The sequence below is a fragment of the Vibrio sp. B1REV9 genome, from assembly GCF_905175395.2.
Taxonomy (GTDB): domain Bacteria; phylum Pseudomonadota; class Gammaproteobacteria; order Enterobacterales; family Vibrionaceae; genus Vibrio; species Vibrio alfacsensis.
On sequence record NZ_HG992745.1, the window covers coordinates 1,246,030 to 1,264,639 of the forward strand.

The following is an 18,610-nucleotide window of genomic DNA, read 5'->3' on the forward strand; positions in this document are numbered from 1 at the left end:
CAATCAAGCTAGAAATTGCGAGTATCTGATTTTCGAGCACAAAAATGGCTCTGTTCTCTTCGTTCTTTACATTAAAGGAACGATGAGCAGAGCCATTTTTTCATTTAGTTCCCGCTAAATAGTTGCGGCATCATTTGTATAGAGCTTAGAGCTAAAACTTAGTTGTTTTTATGCAGTTCGCTGTTCAGTTCAACCGCGCTCTTGTTTGCAAGACACTCGATTTGACCAGTTACAGAGTTACGACGGAATAGTAGGTCAGAAACACCAGCAAGATCGCGTGCTTTCACTACTTCCACTTCTTGGCCAGTAGAATCTAGCATGCGTACTTTAGAACCAGCAGTTACGTATAGACCTGATTCGATAGTACAGCGGTCACCCATTGGGAAACCAAGACCTGCGTTCGCGCCTAGTAGAGAGTTTTCACCGATAGAAACCACAACTTTACCGCCGCCAGATAGCGTACCCATGATAGATGCGCCGCCGCCGATGTCAGAGCCGTTACCAACCACTACACCAGCAGAGATACGACCTTCAACCATGCTCACGCCAGTTGTACCTGCGTTAAAGTTGATGAAGCCTTCGTGCATTACCGTTGTGCCTTCGCCAACATGTGCGCCAAGACGTACGCGAGAAGTGTCAGCGATACGAACACCAGTTGGTACCACGTAGTCCACCATTTTAGGGAACTTGTCTACGCAATCTACGCTTAGTGCGCGACCCGCTAGGCGAGCTTCGATTTGACGCTCTGCTAGTTCAGGTAGGTCGATAGGACCTTCATTAGTCCATGCGATGTTGTGCAGTAGACCGAAGATACCGTCTAGTACCGTACCGTGTGGTTGAACTAGGCGGTTAGAGATAAGTTGAAGTTTTAGGAAACCTTCAGCAACGCTTTGTGGCTGCTCGTCAGTTGCAAGGATAACCAGTACAAGTGGTTGTGCTGATTCTGCTGCTTTTGCTGCGAAAGATGCGTTTGCAGCATCGCCGTTTGCTTCAAATGCTGCTGCCAGTTCTGCGCTTTGTGCTGCAGAGATCTCGATAGCTTGGTTGCCTTGCTCGTAACCTGCTACTGCTGCTAGTGCGTTAACAAGCGCTTCGCTTGGGTTAAGAACTGGGTTTGGGAAAAACGCTTCGATGATTTTGCCGTCGCGATTTTTAGTTGCCGTACCAAAGGCTAGAGAGAAGAAAGCCATAGTTGATCTCCATGTGTTGAGTCTTGTGTCTCGTCTGTTCACTGACAAGAAATAATTAAGTTGTCAGTCATCATAAAGAGAGTGTTGGGGAGTTTAAAGAGGGGAAATGGAGAAAGTCTGTAGATGGATACCTTTTGTCTTTTCAGAGATATGTTTGTCTGATGAGAAATGTGTCGCAAAAGCCTTCTCAGACCGATTTGGGGTAAAGACAAAGTGAAGTTGGAAAAGGGGCATAGCAAAAAATAAGGGGAGGACCGAAGTCACTCCCCCTACACTGGGTTTGTTGGATTTAATCGCTTTGGATAGAAAGCGATTAAATCGGCTTAAAGGCTAAGTTCACCGACGGCTACGGCAAGTGCAACAGTTGCACCTACCATTGGATTGTTGCCCATCCCGATGAAGCCCATCATCGCTACGTGTGCAGGTACTGAAGAGCTACCCGCGAATTGTGCATCGGCGTGCATTCGACCCATGGTATCGGTCATACCGTAAGAGGCAGGACCTGCCGCCACGTTATCTGGGTGTAGAGTACGACCAGTACCACCGCCTGATGCCACAGAGAAGTAAGGCATGCCTTCACGGTTACGTTCCGCTTTGTAGATACCTGCTACTGGGTGTTGGAAGCGAGTCGGATTGGTTGAGTTACCAGTGATGCTCACATCCACTTGCTCTTTGTGCATGATAGCCACGCCTTCACGTACATCGTCTGCACCGTAACAAAGGATCTCACCTCGTGGACCTTGGGAGAAACGGCGACGTTCTACTTCCACTAACTCACCAGTTTGGTAGTTGTATTGAGTGCGTACGTAAGTGAAACCATTGATGCGTGAGATTAGGTAAGCGGCGTCTTTACCTAAACCATTCAGGATCACTTTCAATGGATTTTTGCGTGATTTGTTCACGTTCAATGCGATTTTGATTGCGCCTTCTGCCGCTGCGAATGACTCGTGACCGGCAAGGAAAGCAAAACAGCCACTTTCTTCATTCAATAGACGAGCCGCCAATGCACCGTGACCGATACCCACTTGGCGTTGCTCTGCCACGCTGCCGGGTTTAGTGCACGCCTGAAGACCTTCACCGATGATGTTTGCTGCTTCTTCTGCTGTTTTTGCACCGCGGAAAATCGCCAAAGCAGTGCCCAGTGTGTAGGCATCGGCAGCGCTTTCAAACGCGATAGGTTGAGTGTCCATCACCATTGCTTTAGGGTCGATACCACGATCCATACAGTATTGATAAGCCTCTTCCAGAGAAGAAAGTTGCATTTCGTCTAATGTGCGACGTACAGATTCAGTCATTGTTGTGTTCATAATCTCTTTCCTCTTGGTGGCAATTATTGTTGGCGTGGGTTGATGGTCGTTACGGCTTCGTCAAAACGACCGTAAGTCCCCGTTGCTTTGTCTGCGGCTTCTGCTGCAGATACGCCTTCGTTGATGGCTTTCATCATCTTGCCTAGGTTGAGATATTGGTAACCAATCACCTCTTTGTATTCGTCTAGCGCGAGTTTGGTTACGTAGCCTTCAGCCAACTCCATGTAACGCACGCCTTTTGCTTTGGTTGAGTAGCTGGTACCCACTTGGCTGCGTTGAGTTTGACCGAGGTCTTCCAGTGCCGCACCAATTTCCAAGCCGCCTTCAGAGAAAGCAGATTGAGTTCGACCGTAAACAAATTGAAGGAATATTTCGCGCATCGCGACGTTGATAGCATCACATACCAAGTCGGTATTCAGTGCTTCAAGAATGGTTTTGCCAGTTAGGATTTCTGCGGCCATCGCGGCTGATTGAGTCATGCCTGAACAGCCGATCGTTTCGATCAAAGCTTCTTCGATGATGCCGTTTTTGACGTTAAGAGTCAGTTTTGCTGCGCCTTGTTGAGGAGCACAAGCGCCAACGCCGTGGCTAAGACCAGAAATCGCGATAACGTCTTTTGGATTGATCATTGCGCCTTCAACAGGGATCGGTGCAGATGCATGGAGATCGCCGCGTTGAATTGGGCACATTGATTGGATTTCGTGTGAGTATTGCATAGTGTTTTCCCAGTGTATTTTTAATTTTTGAGAAAACAGGGGCGGGGTTGGATAAGAGTTGAATTGCTCACTACAGAACTCTTGCTTTCACAATATAGGTGGAAGCATTTCCAACAGGGCTAACCTGTTTTCGTTTCTGTAGGAGTCATTAGCTTTAAAGCGGTTCGAACCTTTCGATTCCGGTGGTACCCCATCACCGTACCGACTTAGATTAGATCTAAGTCACACTAATCTGCAACATGAAATTTAGAGCAATTTGGGATATTAAATCGGTTCTTTATATTTCTAGAGATATATGGCGATAAATCAATGACATAAAAAAACGCCGCACGGTGCGACGTTTTTTCTAAACAAATGAGAGGCTTATGCAGCGTCTTCTTGTTCGCTATTTTCTTCAACAGCTTCAAGCTTTTTCGCTTTCTTTGGGGTAGGGCGACGTTTTGCGCCTAGAGCGTAAAGCACTTCTTCTTTGTTTTGCGCAAGGAACATAGCAAGATCTTCTTGCTTGCTTTCGTCTTCTAGAACATCACTTTTACCTAGCAGAGCGAACAATTCGTCCGCCATATCCAGCATCTTATCGTATGCGTCAGCTTCCGCTTTAGAGGTAAAAGTCATTTTCTCTTCTCCATTGCGTTCTACCACGTACTTGACGATTACAGCCATGGTGTTGGTCCTCTAACTTGATGAATTTGTACTGGCTGTTTATACAGTTTTTAACCAGTTAAGTCTAGCGGCTCTCTTAAGATTGAGAACCATGTATAACTAAGTGACCAGCATTTGAACTGTCTATCTCGAACTATTCACCTCGCCGTCTTGAACTACCCACCTCGAACTATCTATTTTGAGCTAGTCATTTTTTAGGTGTGGGTTCTCTGGTTGCTCCCAATCTCGGCAGAACTCAATAAACGTGCGTAGCAGTGGGCTTTGGTACTTCTCTTTATGCACTAAAATCCAAAATCGACGCTTCATATCTAATGGCATTTCAACCATCTTAACTCGGCCATCATGAATGGCGTGAGCCGCAGATAGACGAGATAAACAGCCGAGTCCTAGCCCAGCAGAAACAGAGTTGATCAATGCTTCAGTGGTATTGAGTTGGAAAGCTTCGTGCCAATGCTCAATGCGAGGTGCAATGACACGCATAAAAAACTCTCGAGAGCCTGAGCCTGCTTCACGTAAAATCCAGTCACTATTCTCTAAGCTAGCAAGTCCATTTATTCCTTTGTTCGCATAGGGGGAATCGGGCGCACAGATGACGCACATTTCATCTTCACTAAATTGAGTTGAATGCAGTTCAGGATGGAGCGTCTTTCCCTCTATTAGTGCGATATCGAGTTCGTAATCTGTCAGCATGTCGCAGATTTGTGCTGAGTTGGAGATAAACAAACTTTGCTGCTGGTGGTGGGTTTGATGTCTAAAGTCACTGATCAAATAAGGTGCGACTTGGTTGCCGATGGTATCGCTAGCCCCGATACGCAATTCTCCTGATAAGGTTAAATCCCCATCGAAGATTGTCTCAATATCGTTTGCGCGGCTAAGTAACTCATCGGCAAGGGGTAAGAGCTTATGTCCTTCTTGGTTTAGGATCAGGCGGTTATTCACTCGGTCAAACAGATGATGACCAATTTGTTTCTCCAATTCAGACAGCGCCATGCTTACCGCGGCTTTAGAAAGGAACAGGCTTTCAGACGCTGCTGTGAGCGTCTTATGCTGGGTAATGGTGGTGAAAACTTTAAGCTGTTTAAGAGAAATATGACTGGCCATGAATTTCCGTTAAGTAATATTGAACGTATGTTCTAAATAATTAGATATATTGGAACGAAGTGCAAGTGTAAGATACATCCCATAGAAAGTTAGCCTGATTTCGAGGTCGTCATGATTCAAAGAACAAAAGCAAAAGTAATGGGAGCACCAACCCCAATGGCGGGTCTAGCGCTTGGTATTGCGAGCTTAGGCTGGAGTTGGGAAAACTTCGCTGAATTACATGGCTATGGACAGTGGATAAGCGCGGGTATTGCAAGTGTATTGCTCGCAATCTTGGCGATTAAATTTCTTTTTCACAATCATCTGTTGAGACAAGATCTCGCGCACCCAGTGGTCGGCAGTGTTGTTCCAACGTTTGCGATGGGCACCATGGTCGTATCCGCCTCTCTTGGACACTTTTTCCCAATTGCAGGTAACGTATTGTGGTTAGCCGCAGTAGCGCTGCACATTGGATTCCTTGTGAGCTTCTTGTACCACCGCGCGAAAGATTTTGAGCTTCACCACATGGTACCAAGCTGGTTTGTACCACCAGTGGGTATTATCGTTGCGGATGTATCGTTCTCTGGTAACCCAGCACTAGCACCGATTGCGCATGGTGCATTGGTGTTCGGTATGGTCGCTTACGCAGTGATGTTACCAATTATGATTTACCGTTTCATGTTTACCCATGAGATCCCAGATGCTGCGAAACCAACCATGGCAATTTTAGCGGCACCAGCGAGTCTATCGTTGGCTGGCTACTTAACCGTTACAGCAACCCCATCGCCAGTGATTATTGCTCTACTATTTGGTATCGCAGTATTGATGACAGCCATCATTTACTTGGCGTTCTTCAAATTGTTAAGACTGCCATTTAGTCCAGGTTACGCAGCGTTTACTTTCCCAATGGTGATTGGTGCGACGGCTCTGTTTAAAACAGCGAATTGGATGGAGGCAAACGGCCTTGCTGCTCAATATGTTCATCAAGTTCGTGGTTTGGCGGGCGTAGAGCTTATCGTTGCAACAGTAGTAGTAAGTTATGTGGCATTTCAATACGTTAATAACTTGCTCATCAAACCTCGCTTGGTAGTGGCTCATCATGCTTAAATTATTGGCTCACCACGCTTAAGTTGGGTCCTAGTATTTGGCCCCATGGTTGCTGACCATGGGGCTTTTTAGTTTTGTACGTTCTCTCTTTAAGGTGTTTTTGTTTGACGTTAAGGTTGGAATCTCACCACTCTTTGCATAATTTCTAACCTTTTGTTATTTAAGCTATCGAGATCGCTGCGGGTTTATTTTGGGCTGTGCTAAGCTTGCTAGCAGTTTCCAACGGCGTTCGGTGCTCATACTTTGTTTACTGTCTATCACTCCAACCAGGTCGATGTTCTTAAGTCACTTCTTGTCGAACTGATTCGTATTAATCCATTAGAAAATCCATTTGAAAAAGAGCAAATTCTGGTGCAAAGCCCGGGTATGTCTCAGTGGCTAAAAATGGAATTGGCAAAAGAGTTTGGTGTTGCCGCGAACTTAGATTTTCCCCTGCCAGCGACGTTTATCTGGGATATGTTCACCCAAGTTTTGCCTGATGTACCAAAGCGAAGCGCATTCAATAAAGAGTCGATGACGTGGAAATTAATGCACTTGCTCCCAGGCTTACTACACGACGATGCATTCGAACCATTGGCTCGCTATCTTCAAGATGACAACGACAACTCTAAGTTGTATCAACTGGCCGAGAAAATCGCCGATATTTTCGATGGTTATTTGGTGTATCGCCCAGAATGGATTGCAAGCTGGGAAGCGGGACAAACCGTCGCTGAACTTGAAGATGAACACCCGTGGCAGCCGATTTTGTGGCAAGCACTGTACGATCATACTGTGACGTTAGGGCAATCACCTTATCATCGTGCCAATCTGTATGAACACTTTATTGATACGCTTGAGAGCTTTAACGGTAACTTCGACCATCTGCCGAAACGTCTTTTTGTGTTTGGCATTTCGTCACTGCCGCCACGCTACATGGATGCTCTAAAAGCCATTGGTGAACACATTGATGTGCATTTGATGTTTACTAACCCTTGTCGTTACTACTGGGGTGAAGTGCGTGACCGTAAATTCCTTGCGCGGTTAGCAGCAAAACATCGCCAGCACGTGGTGTGGCAAGAAGACCATTCTGAAGTACAAGGTGAGAGTGAGCAGCTAAAAGGGTCACTAGAAGAAAACGTGATTGATGAACTGCATACCGATGTGGTGGGCAATAGCTTATTGGCTTCGATGGGTAAGCTAGGGCGTGACAATATGTATTTGTTATCGCAACTAGAATCCCATGAGATTGAAGCCTTTGTGGATGTCGAGCGCGACAGTCTGCTCCATCAACTGCAAGCAGACATTCTTAACCTAGAAGAGCACCAAGACGACCAGCAAATCGACAGCAGTCAGCACAAACAAGTGGTGAGTTTGGGTGATAAATCGCTCAGCTTGCACTCTTGTCATAGCCCAATGCGAGAAGTGGAAGTGCTGCACGACCAGCTTTTGGCGATGTTCGATGCCGACCCAACACTGAAACCGCGCGACATTATTGTCATGGTGGCGGATATCAATGCCTACAGCCCTGCGATTCAAGCGGTATTCGGCAACGCCCCCGGTGAGCGATTTATTCCTTATTCGATCTCAGACCGAACGGCTGATCAAGAAAGCCCGATTTTGGCAGCGTTCATGCAATTAGTGAATTTACCTAATACGCGTTGCTTAGCATCTGAGCTATTAGAGCTGTTAGAAACGCCTGCTATTTTGAAGCGATTTGATCTCAGTGAAGATGACTTCTTACAAGCGAAACGTTGGGTGGAAGAGTCGGGTGTTCGCTGGGGATTAGATGCGAATACAGGCTGTGAATTTGAATTGCCAGAAACCCGCCAAAACACATGGCAATTTGGTATCCAGCGTATGTTATTAGGTTACGCAATGCCAGAATCTTCCGGTTTGTTTGAAGCGCAAGAGGGTAGTCTCTCGCCATACAACGAAGTGCAAGGTATGGGCGCAGAACTTGCCGGCAAGTTAGCCCATTTTATTCAACAAATTAGCCAGTATCGCAGCAAACTTTCCCATGTTCAGTCGATTGATGCATGGCGTGAAACCTTGGTGGCGATGTTGGATAGCTTCTTCTTTGTTGAGCTGGAGGGGGAAATGGCGCTCAAGTCCATTCGAGATACCTTAAGCCAACTGAAAGAACAGCTAACCGATGCGGCATTTGATGATGCCTTGTCGCCTTCTATTGTCAGTCAGTATCTACAAAACAAGCTGTCAGGAACACGGGTCAGCCAGCGCTTCCTTGCCGGACAAGTGAACTTCTGTACTCTGATGCCGATGCGCTCGATCCCATTTAGAACCGTGTGTCTGCTGGGTATGAACGATGGCGTCTACCCGCGCTCAATGCCACCAGAAGGTTTTGACTTAATGACAGGGCGCACGAAACCGGGCGACCGTTCACGCCGAGATGATGACCGTTACCTATTCTTAGAAGCCGTGCTGTCTGCGCAACAAAGTTTGTACATCAGTTACGTTGGGCGTTCTATTCAAGATAACACCGAGCGTGTGCCGTCCGTGTTGGTGTCTGAGTTGATGGAATATTGCCATCAGAACTATTGCTTAGATGGTGATCAAGACCAGCCAGTCGATGATTCAGGCGATAAGCTACTCCACGAGTTAGTGAATGTGCATGCAATGGTGCCATTCAGCCCAAGCGCATTCCAAGGTTCTCATTCAAGCTATGCTAAAGAGTGGATTCCAGCGGCGTTGACCCAAAGCAGTCAATCGCAAGGTCATGCACGACGTGAGTTTAACCGCGCATTGGATAATTACTTGCTTGGTGCGACTTTCCCCATTGAGTTGGATTTGGTTGAATTGCAACGTTTCTGGCGCTTGCCAGTGCAGTATTTCTTTAACCGCCGTTTGAAAGTGATGTTCGAGCCACCATTGCCTGTGATGGAAGATGATGAGCCATTCGTGTTAGGCGGTTTAGAAAGTTATCAAATGCGTGATGAACTACTAGAAACCTTGCTCGAAACCGCCATTACCCAACCCTCGGCAAAAGCAGATGTACTCAAGCACTTTATGAGTGAGCAACGCGCACAGGGCAAATTACCGGTTGGCGCATTTGGTGATATCGAGTTTGAAACCAACCGCGTGCAAGCGGAAGAGCTGGTGGATAAGTTGGCGTTCTTATCCGGCGCACCGCAAGACGATTTAGAAATCGACCTTACCTTTGATGTGCTTGGTGAAGGAAAAAATATCCGCCTCACTGGTTGGCTAACTCAATGCTATCAGTCCGGTTTGATTCGCTACCGCAGCGGTAAAATTCGTGCGCAGGATTACCTTGCTGCATGGATTGATCATCTTGCTATGTCTGCCTCTGGTCACGCTAGAAAGACCCACGTTATCGGTTATGATCGCAAGGAAGGCGCGGTGCATTTGGTTTACCCTGCCATGGCGGATGCTGCGCAAGCGAAACAACTTCTTGCTGAATTAGTACGTTTGTTTTTTGAAGGCATGACCAAACCATTGCCATACTTCCCGAAAACAGCACTGGCGTGTGTTGAGGCGGGCTTTAGTCGTGGTCACTGGGTTGATGACGAAGAGAAATCGCTGAAGAAAATGGCGGATGCATTCAATGATGGCTACATGAGTCCAGGCGAAGGAAATAACGTGTATATTTCGCGTATTTGGCCAGCTTGGAATGATGAGCTAGCGGCAGAAGTTCGCATGCTGACCGCATTGGTGCTTCAAGGCGCAAGATTGGCAGCGATGGATGCTGAAGATAATAAATAAGTTGGAATGACTAAGGATGAAAAGGAGTAGGGTGGCCGCCAGAAAATCATTATTTTTTGTAGGGCGTTCGCTGTACGGCCACAAGGTCAGAGGGACCATGATTCTTTTGAGTGTAGCGGCCTGTAAGGCTTGGCTTATCTCGTGAGGCGCATACTAACGGTACTCCCAAATGATAACCGTGAGTGAGATCGCACAAAGGTCTAAACATTCCAACCTATTAGATAGATTAATAGAATTTTTAACGATAGATCACATTATAGGATGTGTTGATCTTTAGAAGCGATTTGCCTTTGAATATCAGCACGTTCTTGTTGAATACTTGGAGAGATTCAGCGTTATGGCGCAAATGTCAGTTCCAACTCCACTGCAAACCATGACTTTTCCATTGCATGGTGCAAGGCTAATTGAAGCATCGGCGGGGACGGGTAAAACCTTTACCATCGCGGGTTTGTATCTGCGACTCCTACTAGGGCATGGCACGACTGATACCAAACATCGCGTGCCGTTGACCGTGGATCAAATTCTGGTAGTGACTTTTACTGAGGCCGCAACGGCGGAGCTGCGTGATCGTATTCGTGCTCGTATTCACGATGCGAGGATCGCATTCGCTCGCGGTCAAAGCTCAGATCCCGTTATCCAGCCTTTGCTCGAAGAAATCGAGGATCATAAACAAGCTGCTGAGATCCTATTGCAAGCCGAACGCCAAATGGATGAAGCAGCGGTCTACACCATTCACGGTTTCTGCCAACGCATGCTGACGCAAAACGCCTTTGAATCCGGTAGCCGTTTCAGCAATGAGTTTGTGACGGACGAAAGCCATCTTAAAGCGCAAGTGGTTGCCGATTACTGGCGTCGCAACTTCTACCCTCTGCCATTTGCTTTGGCTGGAGAAGTGCGTCAACTCTGGGGCTCGCCATCGGATCTGCTGTATGAGATCAGCAACTACCTCACGGGTGCGCCTTTGACTCTTTCTGTTCCGGCAATGCAAGGCAGCCTTGCCGACTTGCATGAGCAAAATTTAAAGCAGATTGATGGATTGAAAGCCCAATGGCGTGATAGCCAAGATGATTTCCTCGCGCTGATTTCAGACTCTGATATCAACAAACGCAGCTACACCAAAAAGTCTCTACCGACGTGGTTAGAAGCCGTCAATGCATGGGCATCGACAGAAACTACGGGGTATGACTATCCAGATAAGCTGGAGAAGTTCGCACAAAATGTGTTACTTGAGAAAACCCCAAAAGGCACTGCGCCACAGCATCCTGTGTTTGAGGCGATTGAAGCTTTCCTAGCAAACCCAATCAGTTTAAAAGCGCCGCTATTAGCTCATGCGATTGAGCATTGTCGCGTGATGTTGGCAAAAGCAAAAAATCAGAAGCAATGGTTGTCATTTGATGACTTGCTGACTCAGCTTTCTGCCTCGATTGATACCGATGAAACCGCATTGCTGACAGAGCGTATTCGCACACTTTATCCGGTTGCGATGATCGATGAATTCCAAGATACCGACCCACTGCAATACAGTATTTTCAGCCGCATTTATTTGGATAATCCTGAGTGCGGTTTGTTTATGATCGGCGACCCGAAACAGGCTATTTACGGTTTCCGTGGTGCGGATATCTTTACCTACATCAAGGCGCGTAACCAAGTTAGTGCTCACTACACGCTTGGCACTAACTGGCGCTCAAGTGCCGATATGGTATTGGCAGTGAACCAGATTTTTGCTCTACCAGATAGCCCGTTTATTTATGACTCCGACATTCCATTCCATTCCGTGGATTACAGCCCAAGTGCTGACAAACGCGTTTGGACCATGGGTGGTCAAAAGCAACCTGCACTGACTTATTGGTTGCAAGAAGCGGAGGATAAACCTCTGCCAAAAGGTGAATACCTTACCGCTATGGCAGAGGCGACAGCGAGCCAAATTCAAACCATGTTGACCGCAGCGCAACAAGGTCAAGCGTGTCTGGTCAATGGCGAAAAGCAAAAGCCAGTCAAAGCAGGTGACATTGCAGTGTTGGTGCGAACGGGTAGCGAAGGTCGCATGGTCAAACAAGCGTTAGCCGACCAAGGCATTGCCAGCGTGTACCTTTCTAACCGTGATAGCGTGTTTACTAGCTCTGTCGCGCAAGACTTACAGCGTTTGCTGCAAGCGGTATTAACGCCAGAAAACGACAGAGCATTGCGTGCCAGCCTAGCATCAGAATTGTTCGCTCTGGATGCTGCCAGCTTAGACGCGCTTAATAACGACGAAACCGTATGGGAAAACGCGGTTAACGAGTTCAAAGAATACCGAAAGCTTTGGGTACAACGTGGTGTATTACCTATGCTGCGAGCGGTGATCAGTAAACGCCATATTGCGGAGCGTCTGCTAGAAGAAGGGGCAAGCTCACAAAGCGAAAACGGTGAGCGAGTACTTACCGATTTGATGCACATTGGTGAGTTACTGCAGCAAGCGAGTAACGAATTGGACAGTGACCACGGTTTGCTGCGTTGGTTAGCGCAATCCATCAGCGATGCAGCGCACGGGCTAGGAGGCAGCGATGACCAAATTCAGCGTTTGGAATCAGAGCGTAACTTGGTGCAAATCGTCACCATTCACAAATCAAAAGGTCTGGAATATGACTTGGTTTTCTTACCATTTGTGTTTGGTTACCGAGAAGCAAGTGAAGCCAAATACTACGACGCTGAGAACGATCGGACTGTGCTTGATATCTCGGGCAATGATGCGTCGTTAAAACAGGCAGATAAAGAGCGCTTAGCTGAAGACTTGCGCCTTATCTATGTAGCGCTAACGCGTGCCGTGTATGCCTGCTTTATTGGTGCTTCACCACTACGCAATGGTCGCTCAACCAAAGAGCCAACCGGCGTTCATCACAGTGCGATTGGTTACTTGGTGCAAAATGGTCAAGAGGGCGGCATCAACGACCTGTTTGTAGGGTTGAAGAAGCAACAAGAGAATCTTGATAGCGTAGTGATTTGTGACCCTCCAAAGCAGCACGATGAGATGTATGTTGCGGAGCAAACCGAGCTGGAAGCGTTGACAGCCAAAGAGCTACAAAACCCGATTGATAGAAACTGGCGCATTACCAGTTACTCGGGCTTGGTTAAGCAAGGTTCCCATCATGCCGAGCATGACGCGACGATTGAAATCACCGGCTTTGATATCGACTCTTCAGAAGAGCAAGATGAAGCGGAATTGGTTGAGCCAGAACGCTCTATCTTCAACTTCCCGCGTGGCGCACGTCCGGGTACTTTTCTGCACAGCTTATTTGAGGAAATTGAGTTTACTCAACCAGCGACGACGGAAGAGAACACCCACATCATCCTCGGTTTGATGGAAAGCGAACAGCTTGATGAGGAATGGCTGCCAATCCTGCAACAGTTGATTGATACCGTGCTGGCAACGCCTCTGGATAGCAAAGCACTACTGCTCAATCAAAAAGGCCCGGCACAACGTTTGGTTGAGATGGAATTCTTACTGCCGATTGAAGTGCTATCTGCACCAGCATTGAACCGCGTGATTCAACGTCATGATCCGCTGTCTGCTAAAGCGGGCGATTTGGGTTTCCAAACCGTGCAAGGCATGTTGAAAGGCTTTATTGACTTGGTGTTTGAGCACCAAGGCAAATACTACGTCCTCGACTGGAAATCGAACCACTTAGGCGATGATGTGTTCCACTATCATGGCGATGCGTTGAAGTCGGCGATGGCGGATCATCGCTATGATCTGCAATACCAAATCTACGCTTTGGCACTGCATCGTTTCTTACGCAGCAGATTGCGAAATTATGATTATGAACAGCACTTTGGTGGTGTTTATTACCTGTTCTTACGTGGTATGGATGGGCAAAGTGATCACGGCATTTTTTCTGCCAAGCCAACCTTTGAGTTTTTACAAGAGATGGATCATTTGATTGATGGTCAAGCACCTGACTCGCGATCCAGTGAATCGGGTCAGATGGAGTTAATTTGATGAAAACCAATGATCTTCTTTCTGAGCAAAACAGCCCTGTGGCAACACGAGATCTAGCGGCAACGCCAGATCTATTGGCAACGTTAGAATCGTTAGCAAAAAAGGGAGCGATTCGCCAATTGGATTTCCAGTTTGCGCGCTTTATCTATTCGCAAGTTGAGCAACAAGAGAACAGCCAAGAACTGGCATTTATTGCTGGTGTGGTCAGCAGTGAATTAGGCAAAGGACACATCTGTTTGCCTCTGTTTGATGGCCAAGGGCAACCAGCAGACCTTGCCAGTAAGCTCGGTCTGTTTGGTGAATCTGCGTTAGCGCTTAATACTCAGCTGCAAGGCGTTAATTGGGTTGAGATTTTGCAAGCGTCAGCCTTGGTCGGTGCACAAGGTGAAGCCTTGCCAATGATGTTTGATGGCGAACGGCTCTACTTACATCGCTATTGGCACTATGAAGTGACGTTGGCAGACAAGCTCAATCAACTCAGTGCGGCTGTAAACCTTCAGCCTCAAGAGTTCACGCGTTTGTCTGAGTTGCTGCATCATTTATTTGCTCGTCAGTATCACTTTTTGTTCAATGCATTAGCCAAAGCGGCAGAGGCAGGAACCAGCAACCAAGTGTTACGCCAGCAGCTAGTCTGTGACCATTTGGATGTGGTCACTGTAGACAGTCTCGATTGGTCAGCCATTGATGCGGCAGTCTGCCAAGCGAAACAAGTTCACGATCTGCAAGTGCTGGACAAGCTGGTACCGTTATCAGCTTGTGTCAACTGGCAGAAGGTCGCGGCAGCGGTAGCACTGACGCGTCGTTTTGCGGTGATTTCCGGTGGTCCGGGTACGGGTAAAACTACTACGGTAACCAAACTGCTTGCCGCATTGATTGAGCAAGCAGGACAAGAGAAAAACCTCACCATCAAGCTGGTGGCGCCAACAGGTAAAGCGGCAGCACGTTTGACGGAGTCTATTGGTAAAGCGATTCAAGAGTTGCCAGTTGAGCCTGAGCTTAAAGCGAAAATTCCAACTGAATCGAGCACTTTGCATCGACTACTGGGTGCGATCCCAAACAGTGCAGAGTTTCGTCACAACAAACAAAATCCGCTACACCTCGATATTTTAGTGGTAGATGAAGCCTCCATGGTCGATCTACCGATGATGTACAAAGTCGTCGATGCGCTACCAAAGCATGCACGTTTGATTTTACTGGGAGATAAAGACCAGTTGGCATCGGTAGAAGCTGGTGCGGTACTCGGTGATATCTGTTCGTTCCATGCATTCGGTTTTGGCAAAGAGCAGGCGTCTGCGGTCGCGAAGTTAACAGGCTTTGACACTTTGGCGTACAGCACCAACAGTAATGCTTCGATTGCCGATAGCTTATGTATGCTGCAAAAGAGTTACCGATTTGATGCTCGCTCTGGTATCGGCCAGCTAGCAAAAGCGGTCAACGCTGGCTCAGCCGCAAAAGTAGACGACGTTTGGAATCGTGATTTTGCTGATATCGAGCATTTCGTATTGAGTAGCCAAAATTACAATCAGATGATGCAGACTTTGGTCTCCGAATATGGTTGTTATCTAAAACGCATCGGTCAGCAAGAGATTGACCAGAAGACTGGAGACCCAGAAACGTTGACCCACAAAGCCAAAGCCGTGCTGGATACCTTTAACCAATGTCGCTTGTTGTGTGCCATTCGTGAAGGTGATTTTGGTGTGACAGGTTTAAACCAACGCATTGAAAAAGCATTAGCAGCACGTAAGTTGATTCAAACCCAAGACGAGCTTTGGTATCACGGTAGACCAGTGATGGTCACGCGTAATGATCATGGCTTGGGATTGTATAACGGTGATATCGGCATTTGTATGCGAGACGAAAGCGAAAGCGAACCGCGTCTTAAGGTGTTCTTTGAACTGCCAGATGGTAGCGTGAAGTCGGTGTTGCCAAGCCGAGTGCCTGAGCATGAAACCGCATATGCGATGACGATCCATAAATCGCAGGGCAGTGAGTTTGAGTACACGCTGATGATTTTGCCGCCAGATTTCAGTCCAATCCTTACTCGTGAGCTGATCTATACCGGCATTACTCGCGCGAAGAAACGCCTTGCGATGTACGCTGAGATGAATGTTCTCAAACGTGGCATCAAAGTGAAAACCACTCGAGCGAGTGGGTTGGTCTCTCGCTTATCTAGTTAAAACAAAAAGACCGAGCACTGTGCTCGGTCTCTGTTCATTCAAGTCTAGAAAATGCATTAGTAAAGGAGACGCTTTTTATCTTGTACTGCTGTTGATAAGCCAGAATAAAGTCTTTGATAGCGTCATTGACTGGAAAAACACAGTGTACATCTAACCCCTCAAGAAAGTGGTTATCGGCCATATCCCAGAAGCTTTGTAGCGAGTTACAAATGATGGTTCTCATAACAGTGCTCATCTTATTTGTTTAAGAATAACAGCTGTCCTTGATGTGTCATGCAGGTGGTAATCACGATGCAGTTTAGGGTGCGAAGAATTTGCACCTAGATCCATGATTGATTAAGTAATGTACAATCAACGCGTGAATTATAAACAACGACATGCACATTGAAAAGGGAAAATTGGTCATCAATTATATGTAATGCATTGCATTATATTTTTAAATAAAAGCTACTATAGCGAGTGATGCTAGACATCTAACGCAAGAATTTTGGATTTTCTTTGAAAGTTATATAAGCCTTGTTTTGCTCCGGGTAGATAATCCACACTCACTTCATAAAACCCTTGCTCTCTAAACCAATGTAAGCTGCGCGTAGTCAGTACGAATATTTGGCTTATGTTGTCGAGTTTGGTGCGGTGCTTCATGTAATTGAGTAACATTTGTCCTCGGTTGCCATCCCGATAATCAGGATGAATCGCCACACATGCCATTTCAGCTTTTCGTTCTTCAACATATGGGTATAACGCCGCACAACCGATGATTAAGCCATCCTTTTCGATAATGGTGAATTTTCCAATTTCTTGTTCAAGTTGTTCACGAGATCGGCGAACTAATACACCTTGCTCTTCAAGTGGGCGGATCAAATCTAAAATGCCCCCAATATCATCGATGTTTGCTTGGCGTACTTGTTCGGCACTCGCCATCACGACTTGTGTACCGATACCATCAAGAGAGAAGAGCTCCTGTATCAAAGCGCCATCCATTTTGTAACTAATTAGGTGGCTACGAGGTACTCCAGCGCGGCAGGCGGTCACTGACCCTTTTAAGAAACGAAGCGTGCCAGAGTGGTAATCAGAATCGGAATCGTTGATTTCTGTGAGTGTGCTGATGACTTGTTCTGCTTCTGTAGGGAATAGCTCTGCAATTGCATTGCCCTCGTCGTTAATAACACCTTGCTCTGAACAAAAGCCGATTAATTTGTCGGCTTTGAGTTTGATAGCAACTTGAGTGGCGACCTCTTCTGATAATAAGTTGAAACACTCACCTGTGACCGAGCTTGCGATGGGACCGAGCAAGACAATTGAACCTTGATTGAGCGTGCGATGAATGGCATCAACATCAATACGACGTGTACGGCCGCTATGGCAATAGTCGACACCATCATCAACTCCGAGAGGCTGTGCTATGACAAAGTTTCCGCTGACCACGTTGAGTTGTGTACCAGCCATCGGAGTGTTACTGAGACTCATAGAAAGCCGCGCGGTAATGGCTAATTGAAGTTGTCCAGCAGCTTGCATAACTACCGAAAGTGCGGCTTCATCAGTAATTCGTATGTTTTTATGATATGGCGTAGTAAGGTTTTGTTTTTCAAGAAGTTGGTTTATTTGAGGGCGAACACCGTAGACTAAAACGATTTTTATTCCTAGGCTATGCATTAAAGCAATGTCATTGATAATATTACCAAAATTTTTATCAGCGATCGCCTCGCCACCAAGCATAAGCACCATCGTTTTTCCACGGTGAGCGTTAACATATGGGGTTGATTGACGAAATCCTTTTACAAGGGCAGTACTACGAATCTTCACTACCACAACTCCTTTGCGTATTTATGTTGTTATTTTGTCTTTTTATTCAAGTGTTCGCAAGGTAAATTTTGGAATGAATAACAAACATCAATAGGATGGCACTTTTTTATTTGATGAATGAGGAACTATAATCGGCCCTCTTATAAAATTATGTAAAAGACCATGACGACTGCTGTAAAACCTCGCCTCGAAAAAGCTCAAGAGAGCTCAGACAAATCAATGATCCGTAAGTGGATAGAACGCTCACTAATGCTCAGTGCGATTGTTGGGAGTATTGTTGCGTTTATGCTTTATGGAGACTTGATTGCTCGCTATATCAATCCACCTATTGATGAGTCGATTGTTTATGGTAAGTGGATTGAGCAGGATGTGGCGCCGTATGCAAGAGAAGAGTTTGTTTTAAGCTCAGGAGGAGTGGCGGTTAATGGGGCTATTGTCGCAACCGAGTTTGAATTTGATGGTGATTCTTTGTCTTACAAAGTGGGTTCAACGGTTCGTAAGTTTGAATTTATCAACCAACAGCATTCAGAAATGAAACTCGATTCCAATGCTCACTATTTGCCGGTGTTTCGTATTGAAGGCCACACACAACGTTCCGTTCGCTGACGACATTTAGTTAGTCAGCCGCCTTTGTTTGCATTATCGTTCTTTTTGAAAGTCGATTCGTTTTTATGGGCCAATGTTTCTTCGAACCAATGTCTTCTTAGAATCAATCTCTTCTGAGGGGCAAAGTTTTCGTAGAACTAATGTTTTCTTAGAACCAGTATTTCTTAGAGCTAATGCTTTCTAAGATCTAGGCGTTCTCATCACCCAAGTGAATTGAGACAACTTTGGTCGATGGGGTTAAGTGAATGAATTGACAGCAACCAACACT

General features: G+C 46.5%; 12 protein-coding genes and 1 riboswitch. Of the genes, 5 read left to right on the forward strand and 7 right to left on the reverse strand.

Annotation, left to right across the window (positions count from 1 at the left end; translation table 11 throughout):
• Positions 1 to 158: 158 nt before the first annotated feature.
• The 5 genes from dapD to KHN78_RS11290 form a co-directional block, all read right to left on the reverse strand.
• Positions 159 to 1,190 carry a 2,3,4,5-tetrahydropyridine-2,6-dicarboxylate N-succinyltransferase gene (gene dapD / locus KHN78_RS11270; protein WP_211916095.1) on the reverse strand — a complete coding sequence of 344 codons (1,032 nt, stop codon included), beginning with the start codon at positions 1,188 to 1,190 and terminating at the stop codon, positions 159 to 161.
• Between the two features lie 323 nt (positions 1,191 to 1,513).
• Positions 1,514 to 2,497: a GGGtGRT protein gene (locus KHN78_RS11275; protein WP_211916096.1), complete on the reverse strand. Its 984-nt coding sequence runs from the start codon at positions 2,495 to 2,497 to the stop codon at positions 1,514 to 1,516.
• Between the two features lie 23 nt (positions 2,498 to 2,520).
• Positions 2,521 to 3,213, reverse strand: coding sequence for an iron-sulfur cluster assembly scaffold protein (locus KHN78_RS11280; RefSeq protein ID WP_211916097.1), 693 nt, complete (start codon positions 3,211 to 3,213; stop codon positions 2,521 to 2,523).
• Between the two features lie 132 nt (positions 3,214 to 3,345).
• Positions 3,346 to 3,420, reverse strand: a riboswitch (Fluoride riboswitch).
• 156 nt (positions 3,421 to 3,576) lie between these two features.
• On the reverse strand, positions 3,577 to 3,876 hold the full coding sequence (locus KHN78_RS11285) for a YebG family protein (RefSeq protein ID WP_128810310.1): 300 nt from the start codon (positions 3,874 to 3,876) through the stop codon (positions 3,577 to 3,579).
• Positions 3,877 to 4,059: 183 nt separating this feature from the next.
• Positions 4,060 to 4,977: a LysR substrate-binding domain-containing protein gene (locus KHN78_RS11290; RefSeq protein WP_211916098.1), complete on the reverse strand. Its 918-nt coding sequence runs from the start codon at positions 4,975 to 4,977 to the stop codon at positions 4,060 to 4,062.
• Between the two features lie 111 nt (positions 4,978 to 5,088).
• Between KHN78_RS11290 and KHN78_RS11295 the strand changes: the two genes are divergently transcribed.
• From KHN78_RS11295 to recD, 4 genes are all read left to right on the forward strand, one after another.
• Positions 5,089 to 6,063: a TDT family transporter gene (locus KHN78_RS11295; RefSeq protein ID WP_128810312.1), complete on the forward strand. Its 975-nt coding sequence runs from the start codon at positions 5,089 to 5,091 to the stop codon at positions 6,061 to 6,063.
• 243 nt (positions 6,064 to 6,306) lie between these two features.
• Positions 6,307 to 9,780, forward strand: coding sequence for an exodeoxyribonuclease V subunit gamma (gene recC, locus KHN78_RS11300; RefSeq protein WP_211916099.1), 3,474 nt, complete (start codon positions 6,307 to 6,309; stop codon positions 9,778 to 9,780).
• Between the two features lie 337 nt (positions 9,781 to 10,117).
• A complete protein-coding gene (recB, locus tag KHN78_RS11305) occupies positions 10,118 to 13,756 on the forward strand; it encodes an exodeoxyribonuclease V subunit beta (protein WP_211916100.1) in 3,639 nt (1,212 codons plus the stop codon).
• The gene (recD, locus tag KHN78_RS11310; RefSeq protein WP_211916101.1) at positions 13,756 to 15,933 is read left to right on the forward strand and encodes an exodeoxyribonuclease V subunit alpha; all 2,178 of its coding nucleotides are present in this window, start codon (positions 13,756 to 13,758) and stop codon (positions 15,931 to 15,933) included. The genes recB and recD overlap by 1 nt, the downstream gene beginning before the upstream one ends.
• A gap of 34 nt (positions 15,934 to 15,967) precedes the next feature.
• Here recD and KHN78_RS11315 read toward each other — a convergent pair whose 3' ends face one another.
• Together KHN78_RS11315 and argA are read right to left on the reverse strand one after the other, a co-directional pair.
• Positions 15,968 to 16,156 (reverse strand): hypothetical protein, encoded by a 189-nt coding sequence (locus KHN78_RS11315; RefSeq protein ID WP_128810334.1) that lies wholly within the window; start codon positions 16,154 to 16,156, stop codon positions 15,968 to 15,970.
• Between the two features lie 242 nt (positions 16,157 to 16,398).
• Positions 16,399 to 17,736, reverse strand: a complete 1,338-nt coding sequence (argA, locus tag KHN78_RS11320; RefSeq protein ID WP_211916102.1) for an amino-acid N-acetyltransferase — start codon at positions 17,734 to 17,736, stop codon at positions 16,399 to 16,401.
• 162 nt (positions 17,737 to 17,898) lie between these two features.
• On the opposite strand from argA, the gene KHN78_RS11325 reads away from it, so the two are divergent.
• Entirely contained in the window at positions 17,899 to 18,342 is a 444-nt protein-coding gene (locus tag KHN78_RS11325) for a DUF2850 domain-containing protein (RefSeq protein ID WP_223917779.1), read from the forward strand.
• Positions 18,343 to 18,610: the final 268 nt, after the last annotated feature.

What these genes read in the sequence shown, in the direction of transcription:
- KHN78_RS11315 (WP_128810334.1), bottom strand. Translation starts at nt 16,156, where the DNA reads ATGAGAACCATCATTTGTAACTCGCTACAAAGCTTCTGGGATATGGCC.
- KHN78_RS11285 (WP_128810310.1), bottom strand. Translation starts at nt 3,876, where the DNA reads ATGGCTGTAATCGTCAAGTACGTGGTAGAACGCAATGGAGAAGAGAAA.
- dapD (WP_211916095.1), bottom strand. Translation starts at nt 1,190, where the DNA reads ATGGCTTTCTTCTCTCTAGCCTTTGGTACGGCAACTAAAAATCGCGAC.
- recB (WP_211916100.1), top strand. Translation starts at nt 10,118, where the DNA reads ATGGCGCAAATGTCAGTTCCAACTCCACTGCAAACCATGACTTTTCCA.
- KHN78_RS11295 (WP_128810312.1), top strand. Translation starts at nt 5,089, where the DNA reads ATGATTCAAAGAACAAAAGCAAAAGTAATGGGAGCACCAACCCCAATG.
- recD (WP_211916101.1), top strand. Translation starts at nt 13,756, where the DNA reads ATGAAAACCAATGATCTTCTTTCTGAGCAAAACAGCCCTGTGGCAACA.
- KHN78_RS11325 (WP_223917779.1), top strand. Translation starts at nt 17,899, where the DNA reads ATGACGACTGCTGTAAAACCTCGCCTCGAAAAAGCTCAAGAGAGCTCA.
- KHN78_RS11280 (WP_211916097.1), bottom strand. Translation starts at nt 3,213, where the DNA reads ATGCAATACTCACACGAAATCCAATCAATGTGCCCAATTCAACGCGGC.
- KHN78_RS11275 (WP_211916096.1), bottom strand. Translation starts at nt 2,497, where the DNA reads ATGAACACAACAATGACTGAATCTGTACGTCGCACATTAGACGAAATG.
- KHN78_RS11290 (WP_211916098.1), bottom strand. Translation starts at nt 4,977, where the DNA reads ATGGCCAGTCATATTTCTCTTAAACAGCTTAAAGTTTTCACCACCATT.